This window comes from Cupriavidus sp. 01L46 (assembly GCF_056399905.1).
Genome location: NZ_JBFTSF010000132.1, coordinates 1 through 16,365 on the forward strand (window position 1 = coordinate 1; position 16,365 = coordinate 16,365).

Annotated in this window: 12 protein-coding genes and 1 pseudogene; 4 read left to right on the forward strand and 9 right to left on the reverse strand. The window is 66.7% G+C overall.

Translation table 11 applies throughout. The features are described from left to right. Nucleotides 1-220: 220 nt before the first annotated feature. Nucleotides 221-1,429 (reverse strand): phosphoglycerate kinase, encoded by a 1,209-nt coding sequence (locus AC1DS3_RS22210; protein WP_477127962.1) that lies wholly within the window; start codon nucleotides 1,427-1,429, stop codon nucleotides 221-223. Between the two features lie 361 nt (nucleotides 1,430-1,790). On the opposite strand from AC1DS3_RS22210, the gene AC1DS3_RS22215 reads away from it, so the two are divergent. After that, nucleotides 1,791-2,927, forward strand: a complete 1,137-nt coding sequence (locus tag AC1DS3_RS22215; RefSeq protein WP_441641394.1) for a helix-turn-helix transcriptional regulator — start codon at nucleotides 1,791-1,793, stop codon at nucleotides 2,925-2,927. A gap of 41 nt (nucleotides 2,928-2,968) precedes the next feature. On the opposite strand, the gene AC1DS3_RS22220 is transcribed toward AC1DS3_RS22215, so the two are convergent. The 7 genes and pseudogenes from AC1DS3_RS22220 to AC1DS3_RS22250 form a co-directional block, all read right to left on the reverse strand. After that, on the reverse strand, nucleotides 2,969-3,292 hold the full coding sequence (locus tag AC1DS3_RS22220; protein ID WP_477127963.1) for an AzlD domain-containing protein: 324 nt from the start codon (nucleotides 3,290-3,292) through the stop codon (nucleotides 2,969-2,971). Beyond that, on the reverse strand, nucleotides 3,289-4,116 hold the full coding sequence (locus AC1DS3_RS22225; RefSeq protein WP_441641396.1) for an AzlC family ABC transporter permease: 828 nt from the start codon (nucleotides 4,114-4,116) through the stop codon (nucleotides 3,289-3,291). Before AC1DS3_RS22225 ends, AC1DS3_RS22220 begins: the two co-directional genes overlap by 4 nt. Nucleotides 4,117-5,138: 1,022 nt before the next feature. Then, nucleotides 5,139-5,669 carry a chromate transporter gene (locus tag AC1DS3_RS22230; RefSeq protein ID WP_441635059.1) on the reverse strand — a complete coding sequence of 177 codons (531 nt, stop codon included), beginning with the start codon at nucleotides 5,667-5,669 and terminating at the stop codon, nucleotides 5,139-5,141. 128 nt (nucleotides 5,670-5,797) lie between these two features. Further along, nucleotides 5,798-6,370, reverse strand: a pseudogene (locus AC1DS3_RS22235) (chromate transporter); the annotation flags it as partial. Between the two features lie 103 nt (nucleotides 6,371-6,473). Continuing rightward, a complete protein-coding gene (gene parC, locus AC1DS3_RS22240; RefSeq protein ID WP_441635060.1) occupies nucleotides 6,474-8,825 on the reverse strand; it encodes a DNA topoisomerase IV subunit A in 2,352 nt (783 codons plus the stop codon). 92 nt (nucleotides 8,826-8,917) lie between these two features. Further along, nucleotides 8,918-9,712, reverse strand: coding sequence for a lytic transglycosylase domain-containing protein (locus AC1DS3_RS22245; protein ID WP_441635062.1), 795 nt, complete (start codon nucleotides 9,710-9,712; stop codon nucleotides 8,918-8,920). A gap of 48 nt (nucleotides 9,713-9,760) precedes the next feature. Then, on the reverse strand, nucleotides 9,761-11,752 hold the full coding sequence (locus AC1DS3_RS22250; RefSeq protein ID WP_441635064.1) for a DNA topoisomerase IV subunit B: 1,992 nt from the start codon (nucleotides 11,750-11,752) through the stop codon (nucleotides 9,761-9,763). Between the two features lie 305 nt (nucleotides 11,753-12,057). Here AC1DS3_RS22250 and AC1DS3_RS22255 point away from each other — a divergent pair, with 305 nt between their 5' ends. Then, complete coding sequence (locus AC1DS3_RS22255; protein WP_477127964.1) at nucleotides 12,058-13,290, forward strand: MFS transporter; 1,233 nt, start codon at nucleotides 12,058-12,060, stop codon at nucleotides 13,288-13,290. Continuing rightward, nucleotides 13,287-13,433, forward strand: a complete 147-nt coding sequence (locus AC1DS3_RS22260; RefSeq protein ID WP_173430684.1) for a hypothetical protein — start codon at nucleotides 13,287-13,289, stop codon at nucleotides 13,431-13,433. Before AC1DS3_RS22255 ends, AC1DS3_RS22260 begins: the two co-directional genes overlap by 4 nt. A 67-nt stretch (nucleotides 13,434-13,500) precedes the next feature. On the opposite strand, the gene AC1DS3_RS22265 is transcribed toward AC1DS3_RS22260, so the two are convergent. Continuing rightward, nucleotides 13,501-15,423 (reverse strand): ATP-binding cassette domain-containing protein, encoded by a 1,923-nt coding sequence (locus AC1DS3_RS22265; RefSeq protein ID WP_441635068.1) that lies wholly within the window; start codon nucleotides 15,421-15,423, stop codon nucleotides 13,501-13,503. A 571-nt stretch (nucleotides 15,424-15,994) separates the two neighbouring features. Between AC1DS3_RS22265 and AC1DS3_RS22270 the strand changes: the two genes are divergently transcribed. Continuing rightward, nucleotides 15,995-16,365: transporter substrate-binding domain-containing protein (locus AC1DS3_RS22270; protein WP_477127965.1), on the forward strand; the 371-nt coding region annotated here is incomplete at its 3' end.

Sequence of the window (16,365 nt, forward strand, 5' to 3'; positions counted from 1 at the left end):
CACCACGTCGACCCCGGCCGCGATCATGCGCGTCAGGATTTCCAGCGTGCTGGAAGCGGGGCCGATGGTAGCGACGATCTTGGTGGAACGGGTCATGAACTGATTTTCCTTATCGAGGGCCAGCGCAGGTAAGGCAGCGGCACACCGCAAGCAAACACGGCAGCCCGGCCATGCGCAACGGCATGGCTGGGCTGCCGCAGAAACAACTCGGCAAGATCGATCAGCCCGCGGCGCGCTGTTCCAGCACCTCGAACGCGGGCAGCGTCTTGCCCTCCAGGAATTCCAGGAAGGCGCCGCCGCCGGTGGAGATGTAGCCCACCTGGTCAGCGATGCCATATTTGGCGATGGCCGCCAGCGTGTCGCCGCCACCGGCGATCGAGAACGCCTTGGACTCGGCGATGGCTTGCGCCAGCACCTTGGTGCCATTGCTGAACTGGTCGAACTCGAACACGCCGACCGGGCCGTTCCACACGATGGTGCCGGCCAGCTTGAGCTGGTCCGCCAGCATCTGCGCGGTCTTTGGGCCGATGTCGAGGATCATGTCGTCGTCGGCCACGTCCTTCGCGTCCTTGACAGTGGCAACAGCGGTGGCGCTGAATGCCTTGGCGCACACCACGTCCACGGGGATGGGCACCGAGGCGCCGCGCGCGGCCATGAGATCGATGATGGTGCGCGCATCGGCCACCAGGTCAGCCTCGGCCAGCGACTTGCCGATCTTCAGGCCGGCAGCCAGCATGAAGGTATTGGCGATGCCGCCGCCGACGATCAGGTTGTCGACCTTGCCGGCCAGCGTCTTGAGGATGGTCAGCTTGGTGGATACCTTGGAGCCGGCAACGATTGCCACCAGCGGACGCGCCGGCTGGCCCAGGGCCTTGCCCAGCGCATCGATCTCGGCGGCCAGCAGCGGGCCGGCGCAGGCGATGGGGGCGTACTTGGCGATGCCGTGGGTGGTGGCTTCGGCGCGGTGCGCGGTGCCGAAGGCATCGTTCACGTAGACGTCGCACAGCTWGGCCATCTTCTGCGCCAGTTCGTCGCTGTTCTTCTTTTCGCCCTTGTTGACGCGGCAGTTTTCCAGCAGCACCACTTCGCCGGGCTTGACCGTGCTCACTTCGCCGTTGCCGTCGACCCAGTTCTGCACCAGCTTGACCGGCTTGCCGAGCAACTCGGCCAGGCGCGTGGCCACGGGCGCCAGCGAATCCTCGGGCTTGAACTCGCCTTCGGTCGGGCGGCCCAGGTGCGACGTCACCATCACGGCGGCGCCTGCCTGCAGGCAAGCCTCGATGGCCGGCACGGAGGCGCGGATGCGGGTATCTTCGGTGATTTGGCCGGCGTCATCCTGCGGCACGTTCAGGTCGGCGCGGATAAAAACCCGCTTGCCGGCAATTTTGCCTTGGGAGATGAGATCGGAAAGACGCAGGACAGAGGTCATGGCGGTGGCTGGAGAGCGAAAATCGGGGAAAATCGGCATTTTACCTGATCGCAAGGGCCATTTTGCGGGATTGCGCCCCGGATGCATCCACCAACGGGTGCTCCGTTCGCCACATGCGGCGAGCAGCGTGCCGCATCCTTGCAACGTACCCCCTGAATGTGGGGTGCGACAATTGCATTGCGTCTCGTACGCTGCTGCCAAAGCGCGCAACATATGCATAAGTTGGCACAAGATAAGCACGCAAGAACATAGCCAGAGGCCCGCCTCAGACGGGACCCAAGGCACTGGTGCCGGACGCGCTTACGGGAAGCGGCGTCGGCGCCACGCGGCTAGCGCCGTTGTCGCGAAGGCAGGGGTAATCATGAACGAAGACATGCACCGGGCAATCCGTGGCTTGTATGAAGGGATTCTTGACGCGCAGGCCTGGCAGCAAAGCCTGCACACCTTGAGCAACATCGTAGGCAGCGCGCACGCATCGATGATCGTGCGCGACACCGATCGCGACCTGATGACGGTCAACGAGGTCGTGCGCCCGGTGCAGGAGCTGTTCAGCGCCTACGAGAAGGAATTCCACACGCTGGATCCGGGCAAGCTGTTTGCCCATAACCTCTCCCCCGGGGAGTGGTACATCGACGCGCGCGATTTCGGCGAAGGCGCGATGCAGCGCAGCCCCTTCTACCGGGAGTTCTTTCACCGCTTCGGCCTGTGCTCCTACGCAGCCTGCCTGGTCGAGCGAAAGCCCCACTACGAGGTGTATTTCGCGCTGCAGCGCTCGTTCTCCCAAGGCAATTTCACGCCGGCGGATGTCAGCGCGCTGGACTGGGCGCTGCCTCACATGCGCAGCGCCATAGCCATGCGCGACCGCACCATCGGGCTGTCGACGCTGGCGCAGCTGTCGGGGCGGATCCTGGAGCGCCTGTCGTTCGGCGTGATCGCCTTCTCGCCCGAGCGGCGCGTGCTGCTGAGCAATGGCATCGGCGAGCGCTGGGTGCGGCGGCTGGCCCCCGCCGGCAAGACCGGCGAGTGGCAATTGTCGCGCTCGCTGGCCGACATGGTGACTGCCGCCTGCGCGCCGCGCAGCACGGTACCGGCGCAGGCGGCAATCGCCCGCCACGGCAACGGCGCCTGCGCGCAGCTGATCGTGCTGCCGCTGCCGCCATCCCACCTCTTTGCGCTGCCCTGGCAGCAACCCGCCGCGCTGGTGGTGATCCATGAAGACGCGCAGGCGCCGGCGGAACTGCCGCAACTGCTGCGCGAAGTCTATGGACTGACGCCCGCCGAGATCCGCCTGGCAAGCCTGCTGGCCACCGGCATGGGCTTGCCCGAAGCCAGCGAGCGCCTGCACGTGCGCCACGAAACCGCGCGCAGCCAGCTCAAAGCGGTATTCCTCAAGACCGGCGCCAGCACGCAGGCCCGCCTGACGCGGATGCTGACCCAGCTGGGCACGGCGCTMGGCCCCGGGCCGCAGGGGCCGAGCGCCGCTGGCGACACGGCCTAGCGGATCATGCCTTCGGGGCCCGGCGCTCGCCCGKCCCCGGCTCAGCCAAGCAGCCGCATGGCGGTATAGACCGCCATGCCCGCCACGATCATGCCCACCATGCGCCGCGTCGCCAGGTAGAACACCAGCGCCACCGCGCCGGCCACCAGCTTGTAGTTGCYCGGGGCMAGSGTGAAATGSCCCTGCCASGTCATCAGGTCGGGCAGGATGATGGCCGCCAGCGCCGCCGCCGGCGCGTAGCGCAACGCGCGCTGGATGCGGTCTGGCACCGTCACGCGCTCGCCCGCCATCAGGAACAGCGCACGCGTGACGATGGTCACCAGCGCCATGCCGACCAGCGCGATCCAGATCTCGAGATGGCTCATGCCCGGTCCTCTGCCACCGGAGCCGCCGGAGCCGCTGCCTGCGCGGGCGCATGCCCGGCCTTGCGGCGGCGGATGCCCCGCAAGGTCGCGCGGGCGGCCAGTTCGTCGCTGGCCATGCCCGCCGCGATCGCCCCCACCACCGCCGCCACCAGGCCGAGCCGGTAAGGCAGGTCGAAGCACAGCAGCGCCAGCGCGGAAGCCACCGCCACCGCCAGCAGCGTGGAGCGCGAGCGGATGGTCGTGACCATCACGGGAATCAGCGCCAGCGTGCCGGCCAGCCCCAGGCCCCAGCTGTCCGGGAACGCGCTGGCCAGCACGATGCCGATGATCGACGAGACCTGCCACATGGCGAAATTGGTCAGCGCCATGCCCCAGAAGTACCCTTCCTTGCCCGGCTCATGGCCTGGCGTGGCATAGCGCTGCATGAAGTAGACGAAATGCAGGTCGCCGTTGAACGACCCCAGCAGCGTGCGGCGCCACAGCGGCAGGTAGCTGAAATGCGGCTGCAGCCCCGCGCTGAAGATCACGAAGCGCAGGTTGACGATGGCGGCGGTCAGCCACACCGTCCACAACGGCAGGCCCGCCGCAAACAGCGGCAGCACGGACAACTGTGCCGAGCCCGCATAGACCAGCAAGGACATGCCGATCGCCTCGGGCACGTTCATCACCGACTTGCTCATGGCCACGCCCGTCACCAGGCCCCAGGAGAACACGGCAGGCAGGGACGGCGCGAAATAGCGCGCCCCCTCGATAAAGCCAGCCCGCTCGGCCGGGGCAAAACGATGCCAGGGACGCAGCAGGGCCTGGGGCGGTCGGAAGGTCATAGCTGAAGGCTGGGGGGATGGCAGCCGCAGGGGGGCGGCGAGCCCTTAGGGGGAATTGGGCATTATAGGGGGAGTGGGAGGGGGTGGTAAGTGGTTGCTTAACTTGTTGGAGGGGGGCTGGGCTGGGTTGGTTGGCTGGCGTTCTTGGTTGGTTTTGCTGCGGCGTTGGCTTTTGCACCCAAGGGCCATACGACATCCCCCTGCGGGGGCTGCCGGTCACTTTTCTTTGRCCGGCAAAGAAAACTAACGAAAAGAAAGCCGCCCTGCCGGGAGCAGAGCAGTWAGGCTGTTCAGCCTCGGTGGTTCCGTCGTACGGCCCGGAGTGTTGGCCGGCGAATCCTACCGGCCCGAAGGACATCGCAACTGCATGACCTATGGGTTACGTCGTGCGGCCCCTGACCTCGYWTGCGGTGACCRTTCCCACATCTGCCGTTCGCGGGGTGAAGTGCTGCGCCGTTTCGGGTGTGGCTGGTTTCGTGGTTTTGTCTCGGAGGGCAAGCACCGTGAGATGCGGGCGCGGCCCTCGCGGACGGGCCACGGTGCCCACCACGAAACCAGAGGGGGCGATAGCAAGGTGCCGCCCGCGCCGGTACGGCAGGGCATCAAATACCCCGGTGCCAGCCGCCAGAGACAAAACCACGAAACCACCAAAGCAGGCAGGATCGTGGCGCTCCGCACCGCGAACGGCAGATGGTCGAACGCTCACCGAGCAAAGCGATGAGGGGCGCTACGACGTGACCATTGGGTCATGCAATAGCGATGTCCTTCGGGCCGGTTGGACACGCCAACCAACACTCCGGGCCGTACGACGCAACCACTGCCCCACATGAGCCTGATTGCTCTGCTCCCGGCAGGGCGGCTTTCTTTTCGTTAGTTTTCTTTGCCGGTCAAAGAAAAGTGACCGGCAGCCCCCGCAGGGGGATGTCGTACGGCCCTTGGGTCCAAAAACCATCGCCGCTCAAAAAAACAGCGAAAGACCCGAGCATGGAGGCTCTTGGCCCCAACAACCAACAACCACATCCTCAAACCAACCCCATTACCCCCGCCCCGGCCCCCAACCCCACCAGCACCAGCGGATGCACCTTCGTCTTCAGCATCAGCACGATAGTGACCACCGTCACCGCCACGGCGGTCCAGCGGTGATCCACGCTCGCGGCAAGGATCCAGCCGGTGGAAAACAGCAGGCCGATGGTCAACGTGGCCAGGCCGCGCCGGATCAGGCCGGGCCACCTTGCCTGCGGCGAGCGGCCGGCGAAATACTCGAAGCCGAGCGCGATCACGCTGGACGGCCCGCAGATGCCGATCATGCCGACGATGGCGCCGGCCAGACCCGCCACCTGCCAGCCGAACAAGGCAACGAACAGGATGTTCGGCCCTGGCGCGGCCTGCGAGATGGCGTACATGGCGGAGAACTGCGCGTCGCTCATCCAGGCGTTGGACTCCACCAGGAAGCGATGCATGTCGGGGATGGTGGTACTGGCTCCGCCGATGGCGAGGAACGACAGCATCAGGAAATGCGTGAGCAGGCTGGAAAGCACGTTCGGTGAACTCATTGCCGCGGCTCCCCGGGTACAGGCCGCATGGGCGGCACGGGATCGATGCCGTCATCGCTGGATGACATGAGCGGCATGGACGGCACCTCGATAGCAGCCGGCGCCTGCGCGCGCCGCGCAAGCTGCTCGCTGCGCCACTCCAGCACCAGCCCCATCGGCACCAGCACCGCCATCACCGGCACCAGCGGCCAGCGCAACAGCCCGATGCCGGCAAACGCCGCGCCGCCGATCATCAACCCGCGCGCGGTGCGCGGCTGGCTCTGCGCCAGCTTGAAGCCAGTCGACAGCACCAGGCCCGCCGACACCGCCGTCATGCCCGTGAGCATGCGCTGCACCGCCGCCACGTCGCGGTAGTGCTCGTACAGCAGCATCAGCGCCAGCACGCCCACCATCGGCACCATCACCAGCCCCGCAAAGGCCGCCAGCGCGCCGCGAAGCCCGGCAAAGCGCAAGCCCAGCATCAGCGCGAGGTTGATCACGTTGGGGCCGGGCAGCACCTGCCCGAGGCTGAGCAGTTCGACAAAATCGCGGTCGCCCAGCCAGCGGTTGCGCTCGACCACGGCGCGCCGCACGAAGGGCAGCACGCCGCCGAAGCCGGACAGCCCCATGCGGGCGAATTCGATAAACAGGCGCCGCGGCGTGGGTGGGGGTGCTAGCGCTACCATCAGATCGTCGCCGGCGGGAGAGGGAGTAACTGGCATCGCTTGTAACGGGAGAGGCATGGCCGCCGGGGCGGTCCGGCATGCCGGGAAAGAAAAAAGGCCCCGCGCATTGTCGCGCAGGGCCAGTTCGGGTTGGCGCGGCTTAGTTGCCGCTCGCCGGAGGCACGATCCGTACCGGCTCGATGCTCGGCTCCTTGAGCTTGAGATCCAGCGCGCGGCCCTTGCGGGCGCGCTTGCCCACGTAAGGCAGCAGCAGCTGGCCGTAGAGCTTCTGCGAGCTCGGCTTGCCGCCGCGTCCGGCACCGGACACCACCAGCCCCGGGGCGCCGACGGCAATCGCCTGCTGCAGCGTCTCCTTGGGTTCCAGCTCCATCAGGATCACGCCGCGGCCACCGGCCGAGAGCGACTTGATCTCGTCGAGCGCAACCAGCAGCATGCGGCCGTTGGCCGACAGGCAGGCCACGTGCGTGGCATCCTCGCCGATCGGCGCGGGCAACAGCGGCGCATCGCCCTCGTCCAGCGTCAGGTAGGCGCGACCGCCCTTCTGCCGGCTGACCATGTCGCCGACCTTGGTCTGGAAGCCATTGCCGCCGCGCGTGGCGATCAGCAAGCGCTGGTCGACGCCGCCGGCAAAGGTGTGGGCGATCTGGCTGCCGGGCTGCAGCTCGATCAGCGTGGTCACGGGCACGCCGTCGCCGCGCCCGCCCGGCAAGCCGGCCACCGGCACCGTGTAGGCGCGGCCATTGGTGCCGAACACCAGCATCACGTCCACGCTGCGGCACTCGAAGGTGCCATACAGCGCGTCGCCCGCCTTGAAGGTGAACTGCTGCGCGTCATGGCCGTGGCCCTGGCGCGTGCGCACCCAGCCCTTCTGGGAGACCACCACGGTGACGGGCTCGTCGACCACGCGCACCTCGGCGTTGGCGCGACGCTCTTCCTGGATCAGCGTGCGGCGCGGATCCTTGTCTTCCGGGCTGTATTGCTTGGCGTCGGTCTCGATCTCCTTGATGATGCGCCGGCGCATCATGGTCTCGGACTTGAGCAGCACATCCAGCTCGGCCTGCTCGTCGCGCAGGCTCTTCAACTCCTGCTCGATGCGCAGCGCTTCCAGCCTGGCCAACTGGCGCAGGCGGATTTCAAGGATGTCCTCGGCCTGGCGGTCCGACAGGCCGAAGGCCTGCATCAGCGCCGGCTTGGGCTCATCGCTCTCGCGGATGATGCGGATCACCTCGTCGATATTGAGCAGCACCAGCATCCGGCCTTCGAGAATGTGGATGCGGTCTTCGACCTTGCCCAGGCGATGGCGCGTGCGGCGGGTGACGGTGGCGAAGCGGAAGGCGATCCACTCGCGCAGGATGTCGGCCAGGCCCTTCTGGCGGGGGCGGCCATCGGTGCCGATCATCACCAGGTTGATCGAGGCGCCGGACTCCAGGCTGGTGTGCGCCAGCAGCGTCTGGATGAATTCCTGCTGCTCGATGTTCTTGCTCTTGGGCTCGAACACCAGCCGCACCGGCGCGTTCTTGCCGGATTCGTCGCGCACCGCGTCGAGCACCGCCAGCATGCCTTGCTTGAGCTGCAACTGCTCTGGCGTCAGCGACTTCTTGCCCGCGCGGACCTTCGGGTTGGTGATTTCCTCGATCTCTTCGAGCACCTTCTGCGACGAGGTGCTCGGCGGCAGCTCGGTCACCACCAGTTGCCACTGGCCGCGCGCCATGTCCTCGATGATCCAGCGCGCGCGCACCTTCAGGCTGCCGCGGCCGTTCTCGTAGATCTGCGCAATGTCGGCCGCCGGCGAGATGATCTGGCCGCCGCCCGGATAGTCCGGACCCGGCATCAGCGCCAGCAGCTCGGCCAGCGTGATGTTGGGGTTGCGGATCATCGCCACGGTGGCTGCCGCCACTTCGCGCAGGTTGTGCGGCGGCACCTCGGTGGCCATGCCCACGGCAATGCCCGATGCGCCGTTGAGCAGCACAAAAGGCAGGCGMGCCGGCATCAGCCTGGGCTCTTCCATCGAGCCGTCGTAGTTGGGGATGAAGTCCACCGTGCCCTGGTCGATCTCGTCGAGCAGCAGGCGCGCGATCGGCGTGAGCCGGGCTTCGGTGTAGCGCATGGCCGCCGCGCCGTCGCCGTCGCGCGAGCCGAAGTTGCCCTGGCCGTCGATCAGCGGATAGCGCAGCGAGAAGTCCTGCGCCAGGCGCACCAGCGCGTCATAGGCGGACTGGTCTCCGTGCGGGTGGAATTTACCCAGCACGTCGCCCACCACGCGCGCCGACTTGACCGGCTTGGCGTCGGAGCGCAGCCCCATCTCGTGCATGGCGTACAGGATGCGGCGCTGCACCGGCTTCTGGCCATCGGCCACTTCCGGCAGCGCGCGGCCTTTGACCACGCTGATGGCGTAGTCGAGGTAGGCGCGCTCGGCATAGTGCGCCAGGGTCAGCGAGTCCGCTCCGTTGTCGGGCGAACCTGGGTCAAGCGGAATGTCTTGTTGTTCCATGGATTGGCAAGAAGACGGCGCACCGCATCGTTGGCCGGTGCGCCGGTTGCATGTTGTTCGTTATGCGGTTCGTCGTATGGTTCGGGATGGGATCAAGGCATGTTGCGGCGGCCACCGATCACCATCTTGACGCGGTTGACTCCCGCCCCGCCCACCCCCGCGGGCGCGCCGCCCGGACGGTAGAAGCGATAGAACTGCAGCACCGTGCTGACATACTGCTGGGTCTCGGGGAAAGGCGGAATCTTGTTGTTGTAGCGCTGCACCGCGCCCTCGCCCGCGTTGTACGCGGCCAGCACCAGCTCGAGGTCGTTGGGGAACAGCTCCATCAGCCAGCGCAGGTAGCGCACGCCGGCCGAGATATTGGTGCGCGGGTCGGCCAGTTTCTGCTCGACCGTGCGCTGGGCATCGGCGCTCACGCCAAAGCGCGCGCCAGTGCCGGGAATCACCTGCATCAGCCCGATCGCGCCCTTGGGCGAGACCGCGCCTGCGTTGAAGCCGGACTCCACCGCCATCACCGCCTTGACCAGCGCCGGGTCGACATTCTGCGCCGCCGCGATCTGGCGGATCATGGGCTCGACCGTGGCGATATTGGGATGGTTGACGACATAGCGGTAAAGCTTGTGCGTCTCCAGGTCGATCTGGCTGCCTGCACCGGCTCCGGCACGGTACGGCAGCGGGCTCTTGAGCTCGCCGCCGTTCTTCATGAACAGCGTGTAGCGCGCGTCCAGCTTCTCGTCGGAGAAATGCGCCACGCCGTCGTCGTCGATATAGCCATACAGCGCAGCGTGGGCCGCTGGCATGAAGCCCAGGCCGGCCAAGCCGGCCAGCAGCATGCCGGCGGCAATCCATTGCCGTGCACGGGTGCTGCCAGGTCGGGTCTTAGCCATTGGGGCTCCTTGCGTCATGCGGATATCGAACGGTTCGATTCGTGCCGCCTAGATATCGGCGATCACCTCGTTGCCGCGCTCCTCGAGCCAGGTGCGCCGCTGCGCGGCCTCGCCCTTGCCCATGAGCATATTCATCACGCCCACGGTCTGCGGCAGGTCGAAATGGCCAAGCGCCACCGGCAACAGGCGACGCGTGTCGGGATTCATGGTGGTTTCCCACAGCTGCTCGGCGTTCATCTCGCCCAGGCCCTTGAAGCGCGAGATCTGCCAGCCGCCGTCCTTGATGCCATCCTTCATCAGCTTGTCCTGGATGGCCACCAGCTCGCCGTCGTCCAGCGCATAGAGCTTCTGGGCCGGCTTCTTGCCGCGTGCCGGCGCATCCACCCGGAAAAGCGGCGGGCGGGCCACGCACACGTTGCCGTTGTCGATCAGCCTGGGGAAATGCTTGAAGAACAAGGTCAGTAATAGCACCTGGATGTGCGCACCGTCCACGTCAGCGTCGGACAAGATACAGATCTTTCCGTAGCGCAGGTTGGACAGGTCGGGCTCATCGTTGGGGCCGTGCGGGTCCACGCCGATTGCCACCGCGATGTCGTGCACCTCGTTATTGGCGAACAGGCGGTCGCGCTCGGTCTCCCAGGTGTTGAGCACCTTGCCGCGCAGCGGCAGGATGGCCTGGAATTCCTTGTCGCGCCCCATCTTGGCCGAGCCGCCGGCGGAGTCGCCCTCGACCAGGAAGAGCTCGTTGCGGGTGACGTCGGTGGATTCGCAGTCGGTCAGCTTGCCGGGCAGCACGGCCACGCCGGAGCCCTTCTTTTTTTCCACCTTTTGCGCCGCGCGCGTGCGCGCCTGCGCCTGGCGGATCACCAGCTCGGCGAGCTTCTTGCCGTACTCGACGTGATGGTTGAGCCACAGCTCCAGAGCGGGGCGGCTGAAGGTGGACACCAGCTTGACCGCGTCGCGGCTGTTCAGGCGCTCCTTGATCTGGCCCTGGAACTGCGGGTCCAGCACCTTGGCGGACAGCACGAACGAGGCGCGGGCGAACACGTCTTCGCTCATCAGCTTCACGCCCTTGGGCTGCAGCGCGTGCATCTCGATAAAGCTCTTGACCGCCTGGAACAGGCCTTCGCGCAGGCCGGACTCGTGCGTGCCGCCAGCCGGGGTGGGGATCAGGTTGACGTAGGACTCGCGCACCGGCGCGCCATCTTCGGTCCAAGCCACCACCCAGGAAGCGCCCTCGCCCTCGGCGAAGCCATCTTCCGCCGGGTTGGCGTCCGGGTCGGCGAAGTGCTCGCCTTCGAACATCGGCACCACCAGCTCGGCGCCACTGCCCTGCGCCAGCGCTTCCACCAGGTAGCCTTTGAGGCCCTGCTCGTACTGCCAGGTCTGGCGCTCGCCGTTTTTCTCTTGCAGCAGCGTGACCTTGACGCCCGGCAGCAGCACCGCCTTGCTGCGCAGCAGCCGCTGCAGCTCGGCCATCGGGATCGCGGCCGAATCGAAATACTTCGCATCGGGCCAGACCTGCACCCGCGTGCCGCTCTTCTTCTCGCCGCGTTCGAGCTTGCGCGTGGCCAGCGGCACGGTGACGTCGCCGCCGGAGAAGGTCAGCGTGGAGCAGTTGGCGTCACGCCATACGGTTACGTCGAGACGGGTCGACAGCGCGTTGGTGACGGAGACACCCACACCGTGCAGGCCGCCCGAGAAGGCATAGGCACCGCCCTTGCCCTTGTCGAACTTGCCGCCCGCGTGCAGGCGCGTGAACACGATTTCCACCACCGGGACCTGCTCTTCGGGATGGATGCCGACCGGGATGCCGCGGCCATCGTCCTCGACGCTGATGCTGCCGTCGCGGTGCAGGGTGACCATGATCTCGGAACCGTGGCCGCCCAGGGCCTCGTCGGAGGCATTGTCGATCACCTCCTGCACGATGTGCAGGGGATTGTCGGTACGGGTGTACATGCCGGGTCGTTGCTTGACCGGCTCCAGGCCCTTCAGGACCCGGATGGAGGATTCGCTGTACTGACTGATTTTGCTCGCCATGGAGTCGCTTGCTTAGTGGGATTCTCGGCCAGCCTTGGCGGGGGCGCGGTTGCCGCACGCCTGCCAGGGGGGCCGGGCAGCCTGCATTGTAATGGAAGCGGGTAGCCGTCTTGATGCCAATCGTCACCAGCAATTGCCGTGCGCAATTCGGCACATCCGGTGTCGCGGGCGGCACCGGAGTGACGCCCGACGTCCTCCCGCGATGCGGAGTACACTCGCTCGCACCGGCGTGGCCAAGGCGGTTCCGGACCGCGCCGACAAAACTAAAACAGCACTACGCACACCGAGCCAGGATGCAGGACGCCATGCAGAACACGATTCAACACACGCCAAGAAAACCACTCTCCCTCACAACTGTATTGATTTGCGGTGGCCTGCTCGTCACCTTGTCGATGGGTATCCGGCACGGCTTCGGCCTGTTCAACCTGCCGATCACGCAGACACACGGCTGGAGCCGCGAGACCTTTGCCTTCGCGCTGGCGCTGCAAAACCTGATGTGGGGCGTGACCCAGCCGTTTACGGGCGCGCTGGCCGACAAGTTCGGCGGCTTCCGCATCATGCTGGTCGGCATTGCGCTGTACGTGGCGGGCCTGGTCGTGATGGCCATGGCCACCTCCGGCACCGCCTTCGCCTCGGGCGCCGGCATCCTGATCGGCATTGCGCAGTCCGGCACCACCTACAGCGTGGTGTACGGTGTGATTGGCCGCGTGGCCAGCCCCGAGAAGCGCGTGTGGGCCATGGGCATCGCGGCGGCCGCGGGCTCGTTCGGGCAGTTCCTGATGATCCCGGTGGAGCAGACGCTGATCTMGACTGCCGGCTGGCAGAACGCGTTGTTCATCCTGGCGGTGCTGGCCTGCCTGATGCTGCCGCTGGCCTTCAGCCTGCGCGAGCCGCAAGGCGCGACGCATGCGCCCGGCTTCCAGCAAACCATTGGCCAGGCCGTGCGCGAAGCGTTCGGCAACCGCAACTTCCAGTTGCTCACGCTGGGTTACTTCGTCTGCGGCTTCCAGGTGGTGTTCATCGGCGTGCATCTGGCGCCCTACCTCAAGGACCGGGGCCTGACCGACCCGAAGATCGCGACCGTGGCGCTGGCGCTGATCGGGCTGTTCAATGTGTTCGGAACCTATAGCGCGGGCGCGTTGGGGCAGCGCGTGCCCAAGCGCTTCCTGCTTTCGCTGATCTACATCACCCGGTCCGTGGTGATTGCCGGCTACCTGCTGCTGCCGCTCACGGCCACCAGCACCTGGGTGTTCGCCGCGATGATGGGTTTCCTGTGGCTGTCCACGGTGCCGCTGACCAACGGCATCATCGCGCAGGTGTTTGGCGTGCAGTACCTGTCGATGCTGTCGGGCGTGGTGTTCTTCTCGCACCAGATCGGCAGCTTCCTGGGTGCGTGGCTGGGTGGCTTCCTGTATGACCGGACCGGCACCTACAACACGGTCTGGATGATCGCGATCGGGCTGGGCGTAGTGGCCGCCCTKGTCAACCTGCCGATCCGCGAGCATGCGATCGCGCGGCCACAAGGGGCCGCCGCATGATCACGGCACGCCCCGCCGGCCTCGCGCTTCGGGCAGCAGGCTTCACGGCGCTGGCCGGGGTGCTGGCGCTGGCCTTCATGGCCTACCTGCGGCCGGCCTTCATGGTGGACCTGACGAACATGGTGCTCGCCTGGTGCGGGTGAGGATGCGCCAAAGCCGTCGGCGATGACGACGGCTGCGGCTCCCCACGGAGCCACAGCCGTAGCGGCCTTACTGCGCCTCGGCCTTGGTCTTGGCTTCCAGCACTTCCCAGCGCTCCAGCGCCTCCAGCAGTTCCAGGTCAATCTCATCGTGGCGGGCCGCCAGCTGCGCGGCCTTGCCCGCGTCGCTCACATACAGCGAGCCGTCCGCCAGCTGTGCGCCGACGGCCTTCTGCTCGTTTTCCAGCGAAGCGATACGCTCCGGCAGCGTGTCCAGCTCGCGCTGTTCCTTGTACGACAGCTTGACCAGGCGGTTGGCCGCACGGGCTTCGCGCGGCTTCGTGCTTTCCGCGGCGGCCTTGCCCTCGCCACCGCGTGCGTCCTGCATGGCCGCGCTGCGCGCCGACTGGACCTGCCAGTCGGAGTAGCCGCCCACGTACTCGCGCCAGCGTCCGTCGCCTTCGGCGGCGATGGTGGAGGTCACCACGTTGTCCAGGAAGGCCCGGTCGTGGGACACCAGGAACACCGTGCCGCTGTAATCCTGCAGCAGTTCTTCAAGCAGTTCCAGCGTATCGATGTCGAGGTCGTTGGTCGGCTCATCCAGCACCAGCACATTGGCCGGGCGCGCGAACAGGCGCGCCAGCAGCAGGCGGTTGCGCTCGCCGCCGGACAGCGACTTGACCGGCGAGCGCGCGCGTTCCGGCGCGAACAGGAAATCGCTGAGATAGCTCATGACGTGCTTGCGCTGGCCATTGATCTCGACCCAGTCGCTGCCAGGGCTGATGGTATCGGCCAGCGAGCGCTCCAGGTCCAGCTGCGTGCGCATCTGGTCGAAATACGCCACCTGCATGTTGCTGCCGTTCTTGACCGTACCGGCGTCCGGCGCCAGCTCGCCCAGGATCAGGCGCAGCAGCGTGGTCTTGCCCGCGCCGTTCGCGCCGATCAGACCGACCTTGTCGCCGCGCATGATGGTGCCGGTGAAGTCGCGCACCACCATCTTGTTGCCAAAGGCCTTGCTGACATCCGTCAACTCGGAAACGATCTTGCCGGAGCGCTCGCCTTGCGACACTTCCAGCTTGACGTTGCCCTGCACGTCGCGGCGGGCCGCGCGGTCGGTTCGCATCGTCTCCAGGCGCTGGATACGCGCCACGCTACGCGTGCGGCGTGCTTCCACGCCCTTGCGGATCCAGACTTCTTCCTGCGCCAGCAGCTTGTCGAACTTGGCCTGCTCGACCTGTTCGGCGGCCAGCAGCTCGGCCTTGCGCGCCTGATAGGCGGCGAAGTTGCCAGGGAAGGAAATCAGCCGGCCACGGTCGAGTTCGATGATGCGGGTGGCCACGCGGTCCAGGAAGGCGCGATCATGGGTGATCAGCAGCACGCTGCCGCGGAAGGCCAGCAGCAGGTCTTCCAGCCAGCGGATCGCTTCCACGTCGAGGTGGTTGGTCGGTTCGTCGAGCAGCAGGATGTCGGGTTCGGCCACCAGGGCCTGCGCCAGCGCCACGCGCTTTTGCATGCCGCCAGATAGCGCATCCACGCGCACATCGGCGCTCAGGCTGAGCTGCGCCAGCGTGGTTTCGACCCGCGTGCGCAAGCCCCAGGCACCGGCGGCGTCGACATCTGATTGCAGCCGGTGCAGCTCGGCCAGCGAGTCCTCGTCGTGGTTGTCGTCCAGCCCCGCCAGCGCCGCTTCATAGGCGACCAGCAGGTCGTGGATCTTGCCCAGGCCCTGGGACACGGCGTCGAACACGGTCACACCCGCCTCGAACTGCGGCTCTTGCGGCACATAAGCCGAGGTCACGCCGCTCTGGCGCGCGATCAGGCCATCGTCCGGCGCGGACAAGCCGGCCACGATCTTGAGCAGCGACGACTTGCCGGTGCCGTTGCGGCCAATCAGGCCGACGCGCTCGCCGGCTTCCAGCGAGAAGTCGGCATGGTCGAGCAAGGCCACATGCCCGAAGGCAAGCTGGGCGTCGGAAATCGAAAACAGGGCCATGGGAGCAATACGAAAGGAGACAGCAAAAAGGAGGCTGATCAAGGAGGCAGCTCGAGGAGGTAGCTCAAGCGGCTTGATCCCGCGGCCGCGCGCCGGCGTCGGACAGCAACCGGGCGGCGGGGTGCCAGGTAGCCGGCATTGTAGACCACCGGCGCCCACCCTCGCCGGAGGCGGCGCGAACCCATGGCCTGCGGCCGCCACAAAAAAAGAAGGGCCCGCGCTCACGCGGGCCCAAGAGTCTCTCCTCGGTGCCCTGCTCGCAAGGCACGGAAAGGAGCATAGCAAGCGCCCCGGGCTGGCTCTAGTCGTACAAGTCCGTAAGGGAAAGTCCCGTCAACGCTCCCTGCGGCGCGCCTCTTATGCGTCTGCGATGCGTCTGCCACGCACCTGTTGCGCGCTGCGCAACACCCCCACGCGGTGACGATTGCCGGGCTGCTTTCCCCCATGGAACAATGGCCGGCGGCCCGCAAGCCGCAGCACAACGGCAGCAATACAAGAACCGGTCCGAACCGGTGAGAGGCGACCCAACGCCAATTCCGCTTGATGCCTTTTTCTTTGTACGGGGAATTCCATGATCCATCCGCGTGCGCAGCGCTTGCCGCCGCTACTTCTGCTATCGACCCTGCTTTCGCTTTCACTCGGCATCGGCGCCATGCCCGCCGCCGCGCAGTCCGGCGGCACGCCGGTGCTGCAGCGCATCGAACAGACCGGCGTGCTGCGTATCGCCCACCGCGAAAGCTCGGTGCCGTTCTCCTTCGTGGCCGACGGCAAGCCTTACGGCTATGCCATCGACCTGTGCCTGCGAGTGGCCGACGCCCTGCGCGGCGCGCTCCGGCTCCCAGGCCTCAAAGTGGAATTCGTTCCTGTCACGCCGGCCAGCCGCATCGCCGCCATCGTCGACGGCAAGGCCGATCTCGAATGCGGCTCCACCACCAACAACCG